Origin of the sequence: Haemophilus sp. oral taxon 036 (assembly GCF_002998595.1) — a bacterium.
GTDB classification, from domain to species: domain Bacteria; phylum Pseudomonadota; class Gammaproteobacteria; order Enterobacterales; family Pasteurellaceae; genus Haemophilus; species Haemophilus haemolyticus_K.
Genome location: NZ_CP027235.1, coordinates 832,689 through 847,234, shown reverse-complemented (window position 1 = coordinate 847,234; position 14,546 = coordinate 832,689). Strand labels below are relative to the sequence as shown.

Annotated in this window: 15 protein-coding genes, 1 tRNA gene and 1 pseudogene; 11 read left to right on the top strand and 6 right to left on the bottom strand. The window is 37.3% G+C overall.

Annotation, left to right across the window (positions count from 1 at the left end; translation table 11 throughout):
* Positions 1–115: 115 nt before the first annotated feature.
* From C3V42_RS04135 to C3V42_RS04120, 4 genes are all read left to right on the top strand, one after another.
* Positions 116–745, top strand: coding sequence for a YkgB family protein (locus tag C3V42_RS04135; RefSeq protein WP_106013777.1), 630 nt, complete (start codon positions 116–118; stop codon positions 743–745).
* 345 nt (positions 746–1,090) lie between these two features.
* Positions 1,091–2,122, top strand: a complete 1,032-nt coding sequence (locus tag C3V42_RS04130) for a hypothetical protein (RefSeq protein WP_048953372.1) — start codon at positions 1,091–1,093, stop codon at positions 2,120–2,122.
* Positions 2,123–2,124: 2 nt separating this feature from the next.
* On the top strand, positions 2,125–2,655 hold the full coding sequence (locus C3V42_RS04125) for a GNAT family N-acetyltransferase (protein WP_048953371.1): 531 nt from the start codon (positions 2,125–2,127) through the stop codon (positions 2,653–2,655).
* An 8-nt stretch (positions 2,656–2,663) separates the two neighbouring features.
* Complete coding sequence (locus C3V42_RS04120) at positions 2,664–3,038, top strand: hypothetical protein (RefSeq protein ID WP_204371008.1); 375 nt, start codon at positions 2,664–2,666, stop codon at positions 3,036–3,038.
* Between the two features lie 111 nt (positions 3,039–3,149).
* Here the strand turns inward: C3V42_RS04120 and C3V42_RS08700 are convergent.
* The 3 genes and pseudogenes from C3V42_RS08700 to selA form a co-directional block, all read right to left on the bottom strand.
* Positions 3,150–3,312 (bottom strand): annotated as a pseudogene (locus tag C3V42_RS08700) (glycerophosphodiester phosphodiesterase); the annotation flags it as partial.
* A gap of 51 nt (positions 3,313–3,363) precedes the next feature.
* Complete coding sequence (selB, locus tag C3V42_RS04115; protein ID WP_106013776.1) at positions 3,364–5,223, bottom strand: selenocysteine-specific translation elongation factor; 1,860 nt, start codon at positions 5,221–5,223, stop codon at positions 3,364–3,366.
* Positions 5,220–6,605, bottom strand: coding sequence for an L-seryl-tRNA(Sec) selenium transferase (selA, locus tag C3V42_RS04110; RefSeq protein WP_106013775.1), 1,386 nt, complete (start codon positions 6,603–6,605; stop codon positions 5,220–5,222). Before selA ends, selB begins: the two co-directional genes overlap by 4 nt.
* A 70-nt stretch (positions 6,606–6,675) precedes the next feature.
* On the opposite strand from selA, the gene C3V42_RS04105 reads away from it, so the two are divergent.
* Positions 6,676–6,770 (top strand) — tRNA-Sec (locus tag C3V42_RS04105).
* 58 nt (positions 6,771–6,828) lie between these two features.
* Positions 6,829–9,414, top strand: a complete 2,586-nt coding sequence (mutS, locus tag C3V42_RS04100) for a DNA mismatch repair protein MutS (protein ID WP_106013774.1) — start codon at positions 6,829–6,831, stop codon at positions 9,412–9,414.
* Between the two features lie 125 nt (positions 9,415–9,539).
* Here mutS and fabR read toward each other — a convergent pair whose 3' ends face one another.
* Entirely contained in the window at positions 9,540–10,163 is a 624-nt protein-coding gene (gene fabR, locus C3V42_RS04095) for an HTH-type transcriptional repressor FabR (protein ID WP_065265674.1), read from the bottom strand.
* A complete protein-coding gene (gene oxyR, locus C3V42_RS04090; protein ID WP_106013773.1) occupies positions 10,163–11,068 on the bottom strand; it encodes a DNA-binding transcriptional regulator OxyR in 906 nt (301 codons plus the stop codon). Before oxyR ends, fabR begins: the two co-directional genes overlap by 1 nt.
* A 124-nt stretch (positions 11,069–11,192) precedes the next feature.
* Here oxyR and pgdx point away from each other — a divergent pair, with 124 nt between their 5' ends.
* Positions 11,193–11,918, top strand: coding sequence for a hybrid peroxiredoxin PGdx (gene pgdx / locus C3V42_RS04085; RefSeq protein WP_106014309.1), 726 nt, complete (start codon positions 11,193–11,195; stop codon positions 11,916–11,918).
* 91 nt (positions 11,919–12,009) lie between these two features.
* Here the strand turns inward: pgdx and C3V42_RS04080 are convergent, their stop codons facing one another.
* Positions 12,010–12,231, bottom strand: a complete 222-nt coding sequence (locus C3V42_RS04080; protein ID WP_048953360.1) for a SlyX family protein — start codon at positions 12,229–12,231, stop codon at positions 12,010–12,012.
* A 97-nt stretch (positions 12,232–12,328) separates the two neighbouring features.
* On the opposite strand from C3V42_RS04080, the gene fkpA reads away from it, so the two are divergent.
* The 4 genes from fkpA to tusC all read left to right on the top strand — a co-directional run bounded on the left by fkpA (position 12,329) and on the right by tusC (position 14,543).
* On the top strand, positions 12,329–13,054 hold the full coding sequence (fkpA, locus tag C3V42_RS04075; RefSeq protein ID WP_106013772.1) for an FKBP-type peptidyl-prolyl cis-trans isomerase: 726 nt from the start codon (positions 12,329–12,331) through the stop codon (positions 13,052–13,054).
* A gap of 87 nt (positions 13,055–13,141) precedes the next feature.
* The gene (locus C3V42_RS04070; protein ID WP_065265679.1) at positions 13,142–13,807 is read left to right on the top strand and encodes a transcriptional regulator; all 666 of its coding nucleotides are present in this window, start codon (positions 13,142–13,144) and stop codon (positions 13,805–13,807) included.
* Positions 13,807–14,187, top strand: a complete 381-nt coding sequence (tusD, locus tag C3V42_RS04065) for a sulfurtransferase complex subunit TusD (RefSeq protein ID WP_065265680.1) — start codon at positions 13,807–13,809, stop codon at positions 14,185–14,187. The genes C3V42_RS04070 and tusD overlap by 1 nt, the downstream gene beginning before the upstream one ends.
* Positions 14,184–14,543 carry a sulfurtransferase complex subunit TusC gene (gene tusC, locus C3V42_RS04060; RefSeq protein ID WP_065265681.1) on the top strand — a complete coding sequence of 120 codons (360 nt, stop codon included), beginning with the start codon at positions 14,184–14,186 and terminating at the stop codon, positions 14,541–14,543. Before tusD ends, tusC begins: the two co-directional genes overlap by 4 nt.
* The last annotated feature ends 3 nt before the right edge of the window (positions 14,544–14,546 follow it).

Genomic DNA, 14,546 nt, shown 5'->3' with positions numbered 1-14,546 from the left:
ACAGAAAATTAATACAAAATAAGAGATACTGAGTGAGTCAGTATCTCTTTTTTATACTGAATAATTCTTGGATATTTTGTCCGTAATATCAATTGAACTATATGAGGAGTTCTTAATGAGTAGTTTAGTTACATTGCTAGCTAATATTGTTGCGCCATTGCAACGTCAATTTATTAACTTTATCCGCATTGCTATTTGTGTAGTGATGGTTTGGATTGGTGGCTTAAAAGTTTGCCAATATGAGGCTGACGGTATCGCACATTTTGTGTCAAATAGCCCTTTCTTAAGCTTCCTTTACAAAAATGGAGCGAACATGGTAGAAAATGATAAGGGTGTTTTAGTAAAAGAATATACCTTATACAAAAACCCTGAAGGCAAAATGGTCGCTAAAAATATTGAGTGGCATAAAGCTAATGGCACCTATACCGCTTCTTATATTATTGGCGCGATAATCGTCACCATTGGTATTTTAGTATTAGCAGGGATTTGGTCTCCAACATTAGGTTTATTCGGAGGTTTACTCACCTTTGGCATGTCGATAGTCACGCTGTCTTTCCTGATATTTACGCCAGAAACCTGGGTGCCGAATTTAGGCGGGGACTTCCCAACACCTAATTATGGCTTCCCATATCTCTCAGGTGCTGGCCGACTCGTGATTAAAGATATTATTATGATGGCAGGCGGTTTAGTTGCTGCAGCAGAATGTGCAAAACGCTATTTAAATAATAAAAAACAATTTGCTTAATTGCCTTATTTTAAAAGGCTTGCTGAGATAAATGGCAAGCCTTTTTTGTTATTAAAATATAAGAGCTTAATAACAAAGAAGGGATTAATAACATTCAAAAGCTAATTGTAGCGATGAGATTCCTTCTCGAGCATGAACTAATATGGTAAGAAACGAGGTATTCTGTTGATAGATTGGAAATGTTGCTTAGATGAGAATTTTTAAAATGTGAAGGTGAGCCAAGAGTGAAATGGTATTATTTTATTAGTTTTTTCTTATGAATTGTTTTTAAAATTATTAGACGTTAGATTCTAAGTAGATTAAACTGTATCCTAGTTGAGTTATGGGTGAGCAAAGACAAGTTTTATGCGTAGTTTCTTATTAGAGTATGAAAAAAGGGAAAAAGCTTCTGAAAATACTGAGATTGATATCCACATCAATCTGTGGGGTGTAAATGCTCAAAAATCTGAAAATGCTCCAACGATGATTTTTGATTTTGGTCTTATGATCGAGGATATTAAAAATATTAGTGAGATTATACTGTATTGCCCGTTTCATATAGATAAAGTTGAAGATTTGGGAGGTAAGTTATCTCAAAAACCAGATCTTATTGAAGCTATCTTTAATGAGGATTGTGAGGTTTTATCTAAAATTCATCCTAATAGAACCAAAATTACTAAAAGAGGTGATAACTTTAAATCTATTAGTGATAAGGGTAAGGCATTCATATTATATAAATTAGACGAGTCATTAATTAATTTTTCTGATCAGCATGAATATGGAAAATTAAAAATTAATGTTAAACATATTTTATCTGGGAATGAAGAGCTTTTTTCTGAATTAAGTGAAGTTAAAACTTATTACTTTAGAGTAAGAGTATATCCAAAAATTAATGACCCTATTTATATATTAAAGCGAGAAAATGAAGATGCAAACATACTACAAAATCTATCATTAAGAATAACTGAAATTATAGATTTTAGAATTAATGATTTTAGAGCTATAACAGATAATATGAAAGAAGAGGTTTTTAGATTAAATACCTTTAATATAAGTAGCATTCATTATTTAATAATGAGAGACTCGACTGATGAATTTATTTCTGGTTCTGATAGCTATAAGAGTCGGCTTTTAGAAAGAGAAGTTTGGAAGGATTATATAGCTTTAGATAACAATGATGTAATTGCATATCATTTTAAAGAAATTTCAGAAAAAAAAGGTGTAAATTATATATCTTCTTTTACGAACCTTTCAAGATTTAAATATCCTTTGAATATTAAGAGAAGACTTGCTCCTTATATTTTGGCTATTATGACAATTTCAGTGGCTGCTAATATAGTTTATGGTTTTTTAGGTTGGGTTTGTAGTTTTTTATCTAAAGTTAAGTTCGGAGGCTAACTATGAATTATCAAATAATTAGATATTCAGATATAAATCCGGAAGGTTTAAAAAAAGTATTTAAATCCTTGTCATTAGAATATTTAGAAGGCACTTCCATTATTCATGGAAAATCTCAGGTTGAGTTTTTTTTGAGAGAGTTGGCATACCCTAATATTGATATTTGGTATCAAAAAATTATTGCAGAAATAAATAATGATCCCCAAAGTAGAGAAATGTTTATTTGTTTATCTAATGAGGAAAATTTATTATCTATATCAGGTCTAATGATATTGAAAAACTCATGTGATGAGAAAAAAATTTGCACATTGAGAGTGAAAGAAAATTATCAAAAAAGAGGCATTGGCTCCGAACTCATTCAGAAAGCATTCGATTTTTTGGAAACAGACAAACCATTGATTACAGTTCCAGAAGAATCTGTAGAGGCCTTTTCAAAAATTTTTAATAAATATGGTTTTGAAAAGAAAGATGAAATCCCAGATTTATATCGGAAAAACAAAATTGAACATATTTATAATGGTTTTTTTAAATGAAGGTTTTGATGTCAATTAAACCCAAGTATGCTAATAAAATATTTACAGGTGAAAAACTGTATGAATTAAGAAGGAAGATTTTTCAGAAAAAAGTAAGCTCTATAGTAGTTTACTCATCTAGTCCAATAATGATGGTTATAGGAGAGATTGAGGTAGAGGATATTATAGCAGGAACTCCAGTAAGTATTTTTCAACAATTTGAAGATAAAATTTGTATTTCTAGGGATGATTATTTTAGTTATTTTAATAATACTAATATAGCTTATGCCATAAAAATAGGGAGAGTTAATAAATACCATGAACCTAAAAAATTAAGTGATTTTGGTATAAAGAGAGCACCTCAATCATATATTTATCTTCCGTTTGTAGAAAATAGCTCCTAATATATTTTTTCCAAAATCGACATTGATTTTTTAGTAAAAAAAGCGGTCAAAAATCACAACGAATTTTGACCGCTCTTTTTATTACTTTACTTACGTATTATTTTTGTTTTTTCAAAAACTCAACCCAGTATCTGGGAAATCGGTGAATACGCCAGTTGCACCTGATTTATTCAATAACGCATCGTACATTTGATTTACGTCAGTGAAGAACTGATAAAATACTTTTACGCACGTTGTATGGGTGCAATTACACTTTGTATTGTTCGAGCTCTTCACTTGGTTATTTACTTCATTGAAGTTAGTTATATATCAGTAAAATGTTTCCTTATAAATCAAAAACATTTTTATCGCGCAGGATATGATCGTTTCCTTTGCGACGTAAGAAACCAGTACGATCAAAATATTCCATGAGTTGAACCGTCAGTTTTCGCCCAAAATTTAATCGATCTCGAATTTCATTTACTGATGCTTTCCCTTCTTTTTCTGCGATTTGCTTAATAAGGCGAGCATAGGCATAAATGTTTTCAGTTAAGAAAAATCTATCTTTTACGATGGGTGTGAGATACCCTAGTTTGCCTGCTTTATACATAAAGTTACGCATTTTGGATTCATCCATAGCCAAGGCATTTGCCATATCACGCACCCAAATTGCTTGTCCTTGAGCTTTTTCAAATTCATCGAGTACACTTGCCCAATATTTTTGTTCTTCTTGGCTAAATTGGATTTTATGTTCGGGTAAGTGAAGCCAACCTCGAGTTTGCTGTAATCTTCCCTCTTCTAACATTTCATCAATAAAATGATTGATCAAGTTTTCTGGCTGATTTAAAGCAGCCATTCGGTAGAGACGTGCTTTGCTTACACCAAGTTGATCATTATGTTGCTCGTGATAGGTATTAAGTGCGGTTAAAATTAGTTGTATTTTTTCTTTTTTGTAGTCTGTATTAAAGCACCAATCTTGATAACGTACGGCGCTACGTTCGGTAAGTGCATCATCTAGTTGTTTATTTGTGAGTTGTTCTATCCACATCAGTTTATGAGCTGATATTGCATTATGTTGAAGGATGAATGCAATTCGTTGGGCTGCATTTTCAGCAAGCGCTAAATTTGCCAAGAAGCTTAATCGTCTCTCTGTTCGTTTATGGCGTTTGGGTGAATCAATTTCTAATACGTGCGCACCTGCAATTAACGATTTAGCATCACCACTGCGTAAAATAAGTTTGTCTCCGAAAGCCAAGAATAAAGGTGAATCTAATATGATTTCAGCCAAAGTGCGGTCATTTTTAGCGGCATTTTTTCCTTGTAATAAGGTGAGCTTACCCGTAGTGCGACTCGCCCCGTGATAAATATGCACAGGTTGGCTTTCATTTAATGGTACTTCAGCCAAAATTTGTACACTGATGCGATCTGTTGGTGGGAGAGGTTCATCCTGCAATAACCAATCGCCTCGTTTCATTGGCGTGCGGTCTAAATCAGCATTTAAATTTAACGCTAAACGTTGCCCTGCAATACCTTGTTCGCTTGATGTATTTTGTGCGTGAATCGCTTTTACTCGAACTTTCTGTCCTGTGGAAAGGTAAATTTCATCGTTGACTTTCACTGTTCCTGAAAAGGCTGTGCCTGTCACTACGGTACCAGCCCCTTTTACGCTGAATACTCGGTCTATTGCGTAGCGGAAAGGTTTCTGAGTATCAGCTAATTCAGGTAGATTAGCTAAGTAATGACGTAATTCATTAATTCCTTGTCCCGTTTCTGCAGAGGTAACGAAGTAGTTAGCATCGCGTAAAAAACTATAATCTTGTTTAATTGTTTGGATTAACGATTCTATTTGCTCTGAATTTGTACGATCTGCTTTTGTGATAACAACAATAATTTCGTGGAATTGAAGTTGGCGTAATATTGCTAAATGTTCTTTTGTTTGTGCTGCAACGCCTTCATCCGCAGCCACAATTAACATTGCATAATGCACACCACCTAATCCTGCTAGCATATTTGATAAGAATTTTTCGTGCCCAGGTACATCAATAAAGCCAAGCACTTTGTTTTCTAACGGCAGATAGGCATACCCCAAATCAATGGTCATTCCGCGTTTTTTTTCTTCTGGTAAATGCGCGGTACTTGTGCCAGTTAATGCTTTTAATAACGCTGTTTTGCCGTGATCAACGTGACCTGAAGTAACAATAATCATAGTTCATCCAATGTATTTAATAATGTTTCAATATCCGCAAGGCTACGTAAGTCTAGCCACATTTTTCCGTTTTCCATTCGCCCAATAATAGGTTGAGAAAGTTGTTTAAAACGAGCTGAAAGTGCGGAAAGTTTTGCGTTTGTTTTTTCTGCAATAGTAACAGCCACGGAAGGGATTCTTTCCATCGGTTGTGAGCCGCTACCGATTTGTGCTTGGCTATCTTCAATTTGAAGCTCAAATTGTGAATTTAAGCGAGATTCTAACCGCTCTTTGAGACGCATAGCATTTATTTTGAGTTGTTCTAATGGTTGCGTGAGTAAGCGCAAAGTTGGTAACTTTTCAGTTAATTTTTCAGGATTTAAATATAAACGTAATGTGGCTTCTAAGCCTGCTAAAATGACTTTATCGCAACGTAATGCACGCTTGAGTGGATGGGCTTGTAATTGTTCGACCCATTCTTTTTTACCCACGATAATGCCTGCTTGCACACCACCAAGTAATTTATCACCAGAGAAAGAGACCAAATCCACACCTTGTGCGACTTTTTCTTGCACGGTTGGCTCTTTTGGTAGGCCATATTGGCTTAAATCAACTAATGCGCCGCTACCTAAATCAGTTATTACAGGCACATTCATTTCTCGGCCTAGTTTCGCAAGCTCTTCTTCTGAAACTGAAGAGGTAAAACCACAAATTTGATAATTGCTGCTATGCACTTTCATTAAAAAAGCCGTATTTTCAGTGATAGCATTACGATAATCTTTCAGATGGGTACGATTAGTGGTGCCCACTTCCACTAAATGGCATCCAGCTTGTTCCATTATATCTGGAATACGAAATGCACCGCCGATTTCAATTAATTCGCCACGAGAAATAATTACTTCTTTACCTTGAGCAAAAGTCGCTAACATTAACAATACCGCAGCAGCGTTGTTATTCACTATACAGGCTGCCTCAGCACCTGTGAGTTTGCATAATAATTCACTGATGTAATTGTCGCGATGACTACGCTTACCTTCATCTAAATCATATTCAAGCGAAACATTTTTTTGCATCGCAGAAAGCGCTGCCTGTTGTGCTGCTTCAGACCAAAGTGCCCGCCCAAGATTTGTGTGTAAAACTGTACCAGTTAGATTATGCACCGCTTTGATTTGTACTTGGTTTTGTTTTTGTAGGTGAGAATGAATTTCTACAAAAGTGCGGTCAAAATTAGAAAAATATTCAGGAAGTTGATTATTTTTTTGAATAAATTGACGAGCCTGTGTTAATAATTCTCGACATGTTTCCACGACTGCAGAGTGGCCAAATTCAGTAATGAGTTGTAACCCTTGAGAGGTTTTGAGAATCTTATCAACGGAAGGAAGTTGTTGAAAAAGTGCGGTCATTTTTGAATCCGTTTAAAATAACGTTGAATTGCCGATTAATTTACGCTAAAGTAACCTCAATTTCAACCACGGAAGGTCGTCATCTCCGGTGAGGTGGCAGGACTTCAAATCCTGTTGGGGACGCCAGCGTTCCCGGGTGGGTTCAACTCCCATGACCTTCCGCCAATCTATATAAATCCGCATAGATTCACTTAAATATCTCATCTTACAAGTAGGTAGCCCCATGTTTTCCGGAGAAACATTTCAACAACATACGCCAATGATGCAACAATATCTAAAACTCAAAGCAGAGAATCCAGATATTTTGTTGTTTTATCGCATGGGGGATTTTTACGAGTTGTTTTATGACGATGCCAAAAAAGCGGCGGCATTGTTGGATATTTCTTTGACGAAACGAGGTCAATCTGCAGGGCAACCAATTCCAATGGCAGGAGTGCCCTATCATGCGGTGGAAGGTTATTTAGCAAAATTAGTTCAGTTAGGGGAATCTGTAGCGATTTGTGAACAGATTGGTGATCCTGCCACAAGCAAAGGGCCTGTAGAGCGTCAAATTGTGCGAATTGTTACACCCGGTACGGTAAGTGATGAAGCGCTTTTACCAGAGCGCCAAGACAATCTGATTGCTGCGGTATATCAAGAAAAAGAAAAATTTGGATTAGCCACTTTAGATATGACCTCTGGCCGTTTTCAGCTTTGTGAACCTGCAGATAAAGCAACATTACGTGCTGAATTGCAACGTATTGCCCCAGTTGAATTGCTGTATTGTGAAGAATTTAATGAAATGGCTGCGATTGAACATTGCAAGGGATTACGTCGTCGCCCAATTTGGGAGTTTGAACTTCGCACTGCCATAACCTTACTGAATCGCCAATTTGGTACAAAAGATTTACGCGCCTTTGGTGTGGAAAAATCCCCTCTTGGCTTAAGTGCGGCAGGTTGTTTATTGCAGTATGCAAAAGAAACGCAACGTACCGCATTGCCACATATTCAAAGCATTAGCTTAATTCAAAATCAAGACTGCATTCAGTTAGATGCCGCCACGCGCAGAAATCTTGAATTGACACAAAATCTTGCGGGTGGCACAGAAAATACACTAGCATCTGTCTTGGATAAATGCGTTACGCCAATGGGCAGTCGCTTGCTGAAACGTTGGATTCACCAGCCTGTTCGTAATGTGGAAAAATTAAAACAACGCCAACAAGCGATTGCGGAAATTCTGAATTTTGATTTGGTCGATGAGCTCCAACCTTATTTGCAATTAGTCGGCGATATGGAGCGTATTTTAGCGCGTGTGGCGCTGCGTTCAGCACGTCCTCGAGATCTGACGCGCTTGCGCACGGCATTAGAACAAATTCCAGCATTGCGCGTGATTGTTCAACAAAAAACACCGCCATTTTTAACTGCACTTTTCAGCCAAATTGCCGATTTCAGCGAGCAGTGCGATTTATTGCAACGAGCATTGATTGAAACGCCTCCGCTTTTAATTCGGGATGGTGGCGTGATTGCAGAAGGATACAATGCGGAGTTAGACGAATGGCGTATGTTGTCTGATGGCGCAACGCAATATTTGGAAAACCTCGAAAAACGGGAGCGTGAAAGCACGGGTATTGATACGTTAAAAATCGGTTTTAATGCAGTGCATGGTTATTATATCCAAATTAGCCAAGGCCAAGCGCATAAAGCGCCGATTCATTATGTTCGCCGTCAAACCTTGAAAAATGCAGAGCGTTACATTATTCCTGAGCTCAAAGAGTATGAAGACAAAGTGCTTAAATCAAAAGGCGCAGCGTTAGCATTAGAAAAGCAACTTTACGATGAATTATTTGATTTATTATTACCACACCTAGGCGCGTTACAGCTGGCGAGCCTTGCACTTTCTGAATTGGATGTTTTAGTCAATTTTGCGGAGCGCGCAGACACCCTCAATTACGTGATGCCAACATTCTGTGATGAAGTGAGTGTGAAAATTGAAAATGGTCGTCATCCTGTCGTGGAACAAGTATTGAAAGATCCTTTCATCGCCAACCCTGTGGAGTTAAATCACCATCGTCATTTGTTAATTATCACTGGGCCAAATATGGGCGGTAAAAGTACTTATATGCGCCAAACCGCATTAATTACATTGCTGGCGTATATCGGCAGCTTTGTGCCGGCTGACAGCGCGCGAATTGGACCGATTGATCGTATTTTCACTCGAATTGGTGCGTCTGATGATTTAGCCTCAGGGCGTTCAACCTTTATGGTGGAAATGACCGAAATGGCAAATATTCTTCATCAAGCTACTGCGCAAAGTCTCGTTCTTATTGATGAAATCGGTCGCGGAACATCCACTTATGATGGCTTATCTTTAGCGTGGGCTTGTGCTGAATGGTTAGCCAAAAAAATCCGCTCGCTTACATTATTTGCCACCCATTATTTTGAATTAACCGCGTTGCCAGAACAGCTAGAAGGCATCGCCAACATTCATTTAGATGCCCTTGAGCATAACAACACCATCGCCTTTATGCACGCCGTACAAGATGGCGCCGCAAGTAAAAGTTATGGTTTGGCAGTAGCGGCTTTGGCGGGCGTGCCACAATCTGTTATTAAACTGGCAAAACAGAAATTGACACAATTGGAAAAAACATCAGGCCATTCAGTTGATCAACAAATTCAGGCATTACGTGAAGCCAATCACACTCAAGGTGAATTATTATTTGAACAAGAAACAGATGCACTAAGAGAGGCTATTGAAAAACTGGATCCCGATGATTTAAGCCCTAAACAAGCATTAGCATATTTGTATCAGTTAAAGAAAATGGTAAGTTAAAATATAGAGAAGAATGGCCACATTTCATAAAGCAAAATGTGGTCATTTGTTATGTTATAAATGAATAATAGGATAACTAATCCAGTTTTGGGGATTTAGTTGTAAGCCAAAAAGTGCGGTTAAGTTTATGTGTGTTTTCCTTTTTCTTTTTGAGCTGCGAAATCTGCACCTTTTGCTAACATTCTTAATTGTAAAATCACGCGTGTTTTGAGTTGTTCTCTTTCAGCTTTATTCATATCTAAAGCATTTGCTCCAGCGGTGAAGACAATAGTCACAATGCCTTCAGCTTGAACATATGCAATATATTGAGAATACTGATGCTTAGATGAAATATACTCTGCGAGTTCATCAACAAAATGTTTGATTTCGCGTGCGGCTGCAGTGCGAAATGCTTGGGAGGTACCAGAGCTTTCACGTAATAATAAGCGGAAAACATTTGTGCTGTTGGTAATAAATTCAAAAAATGTATCAACAGAAACAGAAATTACACTACCACCAGCATCGATACGTTTTCGCGCTTGTCGCATTAATTGACGCAAAATTAAACCAGCTTCATCTACCATTTCTAAGCCTAATTCATCCATGTCGCTAAAATGACGATAAAACGAAGTTGGCGCAATACCCGCTTCACGAGCGACTTCGCGTAAACTTAAGTTGGAAAAGCTTTTTTCCGCACTGAGCTGATTAAACGCAGCATTTACTAAGGCTCGACGTGTTTTCTCTTTTTGAATTGCACGAACCCCGGCCATTATTTTTCTCCGGCTAAAATTAATTTTACTTCACTGCTGATTGCACCAGCTACGCGTTCGTAGCGGTTACGTAAAGGTGAACCAGGTCGATAGACTAAAGCAATAGTGCGTGATGGTTCAGGTGAGTGGCAAGGAATATATTTTACACCTTTACGAGCACCTTCATTTAATACAGCAAGTTCAGGCATAAATGTGATACCTGCATTTGCAGAGACCATATTGCGCAAAGTTTCTAGGCTTGTGGCTTGGAAGTGGGCATTTTCTTTTGCGCCTGCCGTGAAGCAATAATCTAAAGTCTGATTACGTAAGCAATGACCATCGTCTAACATTAGCATTTCTTGCCCTTTCAGCTGATTCATAGACATTTTCTTTTCCTTTGCCCAAGGATGTTCATCTGATACGGCCAGTAACATTTTTTCGTTAAAAATAGGCACTTCAATAAAGGCTTCTGTTTCTGGCACGGTAGCTACAATTGCACAATCTAAACGACCAGTTTCAAGTTGTTCTAGCAATTGATGTGTTTGTGCTTCGTAGAGAAAGACTTCTAGATCTGGAAAGGCAACTTTTAGCGTTGGGACAATATAAGGTAATAAGTAAGGACCAACAGTTGGGATTAAGCCTATATGCAATGGGCCTGTCATTTCCTTACCTTGATTACTTGCCATTTCTTTCAATAATTTTACTTCACGCAACACGGTACGCGCTTGTTCTACAAGTAACATACCTGATTGTGTGAATAATACTTTACGGCTGGTTCGTTCTAATAAAATAATGCCAAGTTCATCTTCAAGCTTGCGAATTTGACCACTTAAAGTTGGTTGGCTGACATTGCAAGAATCGGCAGCGCGGCGGAAATGTTTATATTCTGATAAGGCTACAAGGTATTCTAAATCTCGGATATTCATTTGATTCTTCCTATAGAAAACTTCAATTAAAAAAATAGAATTAATTGATTGTAACTATACCATAAATTTCCCTATAATCCAGCGCATTCAAATTAAATCAACAACCAATAGGAGAATAATGATGATGTCTAATATGGAAGGCAAAAAAGTCCCTCAAGTGACATTTCGCACTCGTCAGGGTGATAAATGGGTTGATGTAACTACCTCTGAATTATTTGATAACAAAACAGTGATCGTGTTCTCATTACCGGGCGCATTCACTCCAACTTGCTCATCATCACACTTACCACGTTATAACGAATTAGCACCAGTATTCAAAAAATACGGTGTAGACGATATTCTCGTTGTATCTGTAAATGATACTTTCGTGATGAATGCGTGGAAAGAAGACGAAAAATCTGAAAACATCACTTTCATTCCAGATGGTAATGGTGAGTTTACAGAAGGCATGGGAATGCTTGTTGGTAAAGAAGATTTAGGTTTTGGTAAACGTTCTTGGCGCTATTCTATGTTGGTGAAAAATGGCGTAGTAGAAAAAATGTTTGTTGAACCAAATGAACCGGGTGATCCGTTCAAAGTTTCTGATGCAGACACAATGTTAAAATATCTTGCGCCACAGCATCAAATTCAAGAATCTATTTCAATCTTCACTAAACCAGGTTGTCCGTATTGCACAAAAGCAAAACAACTTTTACATGATAAAGGATTAAGTTTTGAAGAAATTGTATTAGGCCATGATGCTACTATCGTGAGTGTACGCGCGGTTTCTGGTCGTACTACTGTTCCACAAGTGTTTATTGGTGGTAAGCATATTGGCGGTAGCGACGATTTGGAAAAATACTTTTCATAAGCAGGCAAGTATTTAGCTGATTATTATTTGGGAATGTAATTTAAAGGGCGCATAATGCGCCCTTTTTATTTGTACGAATTTATTGCAGAAATTAATAATGCGGTGGTGGCGTTTCTTCCGCTTGGCTTGCAATATTTGTGGGATGAAAATCTTTTAATTTACTTGCCACATAGCGTAGCTGAACTTGCATTTTATCAAGCGCAAATTGTTGTTGAACTAATGCATGATTCAGTTCGTCTAATAGTTGCTCTTGAAACGCGATTTTGGTTTCAAGTTCAGCAATACGATTTTCTAATATTTGTTCAATGTGCATAAAATTTCTCTAAATTTTAAAAAAAAGTTGAGAATAGGTTAAAAGCGATTTAATCTAGCCTCAGAATTATTTCATTTATTATAAAGGATTAACGCATATGTTAAAAATTCAAAAATTATCTATCGCAGCATTAATGGTAAGTGCGGTGATTTCTGGCCAAGTTTTTGCGGAAGAAAAAGCGCTTGATGAAAAAGCTGCCTCTTATGCCGTGGGCGCATTAATGGGTGGGCAAATGAAAGATTTGGTCGATGCGCACAAAGAAGTGATTACTTATGATAATGCTCGTATCTTAGATGGTTTAAAAGATGCTTTAGAGGGTAAAGTTGATGTGCGTAAAGATGAAAATGTACAAAAAACTTTAGAAGCTATTGAAGCGAAATTAGTATCTGCATCAAAAGCAAAAGCAGAAGCCATTGCGAAAAGTGCTCAGGAAGAGGGAGATAAATATCGCGCTGATTTTGCTAAAGGCAAAGATGTTAAAACGACTAAATCAGGTTTACTTTACAAAATTGAAAATGCAGGTAAAGGTGAGGCAATTAAGGCTACCGATACTGTAAAAGTACATTACACTGGTAAATTACCAAATGGAAAAGTATTTGATAGTTCTGTGGAGCGTGGTCAACCGGTTGAATTCCAATTAAATCAAGTTATTCCTGGATGGACAGAAGGCCTTCAATTGGTGAAAAAAGGTGGAAAAATTCAGTTAGTGATTCCACCAGAGTTAGGTTATGGTAAACAGGGTGCCGGTGCTTCTATTCCACCTAATTCAACCCTCATTTTTGATGTAGAAGTTTTAGATGTAAATCCTAAATCAGAAAAATAATACTTCTAGTCATGGCACGTGTTTTTTTAATGCGTGCCACTTGTTATAAAACTCAGTGAATTTTGACCGCACTTTTAACCTCGAACCATGACATTAAACGATAAACAACCTTTCACGGATGAAGATCGCACTATTATTAATTCTTATATAGCGGTTGTTGATGGCGTTAGCGCGCTGATTGGCGAACACTGTGAAATCGTTTTACATTCTTTAGAAGATATTGAGCATTCTGCTATTTGTATTGCAAATGGCCATAACACGAATCGTCAAGTGGGCTCACCAATTACTGATTTGGCATTACGTTCACTCCGTAATATGCAAAGTGAAAGTGTTTCTAAGCCTTATTTTACTCGCACTAAAGGCAGTGTGTTGATGAAATCTGTCACGATTGCGATTCGTAATAAAGCCCAACGTATTATTGGTTTACTTTGTATTAATATTAATTTAGATGTACCAATTTCACAATTTGTACAGGCTTTTATGCCAACAGAAAAAACAGAAGAAACATCGGCTGTCAATTTTGCAAGCTCTGTTGAGGATTTAGTCAATCAAACTATTGAGAAAACCATAGAGGAAGTAAATACTGATCGTATGGTGGCCAATAACACTAAAAACCGCCAAATTGTCTTATCTCTGTATGAAAAAGGCATTTTTGACATTAAAGATGCAATCAATTTAGTGGCAGAGCGTTTGGATATTTCCCGCCATACGGTCTATCTGTATATTCGTCAAATAAAACACGAGCAAGAATAATGCGCTATGTACTTGCAGTTAAAAGCCCTATTTATGGTCAGCAAGGGGCTTTTTTAGCTTACCAATTTGCCAAAGCATTGATTGAAAAAAAACATGAGATCGCCCAAATTTTCTTTTTCCAAGATGGTGTGACGAATGGAAACGCATTAGTTTATCCTGCTAGTGATGAAGTCAATTTGCAAAAGTGTTGGCAAGATCTTGCTATGATGCATCAAATCCCATTGCACCTTTGTGTTGCCGCTTCACAACGTCGTGGTATCGTGGATACTTTAATGGCAGAAAACCCAGAAAACATCAATCTTGCTGAGGGCTTCACGATTGCGGGGCTAGGTGAATTTATATCGGCAACATTAAAGGCTGAGCGAGTCATCACATTATGAAAATTGCTTTTTTGTTTAAAACCGCTCCCCATGGCACCGCACTTTCCCGTGAGGGATTAGATGCATTACTTGCCGCAACGGCTTTTTGTGATGAAGAGGATATTGGCGTATTCTTTATAGATGACGGCGTGCTGAATCTTGTTTCTTATCAACAACCAGAACATATTCTCCAAAAAGATTTTATTCGCACCTTTAAATTGTTAGATTTATATGAAATAACACAACGTTTCATTTGTTCAGAAAGTTTGGAAAAATTCGGTATTTCGTCAGAGCAATGTATTATTTCAGCTGAAAAAATGGATCGTGCTTCTTTTATGTCCAGACTGAATCAAGCTGAAAAATTGCTGACTTTTTAAGGA

Bases quoted from the DNA above. Each gene is read 5' to 3' on its own strand.
- C3V42_RS04135 (WP_106013777.1), top strand. From the start codon at position 116: ATGAGTAGTTTAGTTACATTGCTAGCTAATATTGTTGCGCCATTGCAA.
- C3V42_RS04130 (WP_048953372.1), top strand. From the start codon at position 1,091: ATGCGTAGTTTCTTATTAGAGTATGAAAAAAGGGAAAAAGCTTCTGAA.
- C3V42_RS04125 (WP_048953371.1), top strand. From the start codon at position 2,125: ATGAATTATCAAATAATTAGATATTCAGATATAAATCCGGAAGGTTTA.
- C3V42_RS04120 (WP_204371008.1), top strand. From the start codon at position 2,664: ATGTCAATTAAACCCAAGTATGCTAATAAAATATTTACAGGTGAAAAA.
- selB (WP_106013776.1), bottom strand. From the start codon at position 5,223: ATGATTATTGTTACTTCAGGTCACGTTGATCACGGCAAAACAGCGTTA.
- selA (WP_106013775.1), bottom strand. From the start codon at position 6,605: ATGACCGCACTTTTTCAACAACTTCCTTCCGTTGATAAGATTCTCAAA.
- mutS (WP_106013774.1), top strand. From the start codon at position 6,829: ATGTTTTCCGGAGAAACATTTCAACAACATACGCCAATGATGCAACAA.
- fabR (WP_065265674.1), bottom strand. From the start codon at position 10,163: ATGGCCGGGGTTCGTGCAATTCAAAAAGAGAAAACACGTCGAGCCTTA.
- oxyR (WP_106013773.1), bottom strand. From the start codon at position 11,068: ATGAATATCCGAGATTTAGAATACCTTGTAGCCTTATCAGAATATAAA.
- pgdx (WP_106014309.1), top strand. From the start codon at position 11,193: ATGTCTAATATGGAAGGCAAAAAAGTCCCTCAAGTGACATTTCGCACT.
- C3V42_RS04080 (WP_048953360.1), bottom strand. From the start codon at position 12,231: ATGCACATTGAACAAATATTAGAAAATCGTATTGCTGAACTTGAAACC.
- fkpA (WP_106013772.1), top strand. From the start codon at position 12,329: ATGTTAAAAATTCAAAAATTATCTATCGCAGCATTAATGGTAAGTGCG.
- C3V42_RS04070 (WP_065265679.1), top strand. From the start codon at position 13,142: ATGACATTAAACGATAAACAACCTTTCACGGATGAAGATCGCACTATT.
- tusD (WP_065265680.1), top strand. From the start codon at position 13,807: ATGCGCTATGTACTTGCAGTTAAAAGCCCTATTTATGGTCAGCAAGGG.
- tusC (WP_065265681.1), top strand. From the start codon at position 14,184: ATGAAAATTGCTTTTTTGTTTAAAACCGCTCCCCATGGCACCGCACTT.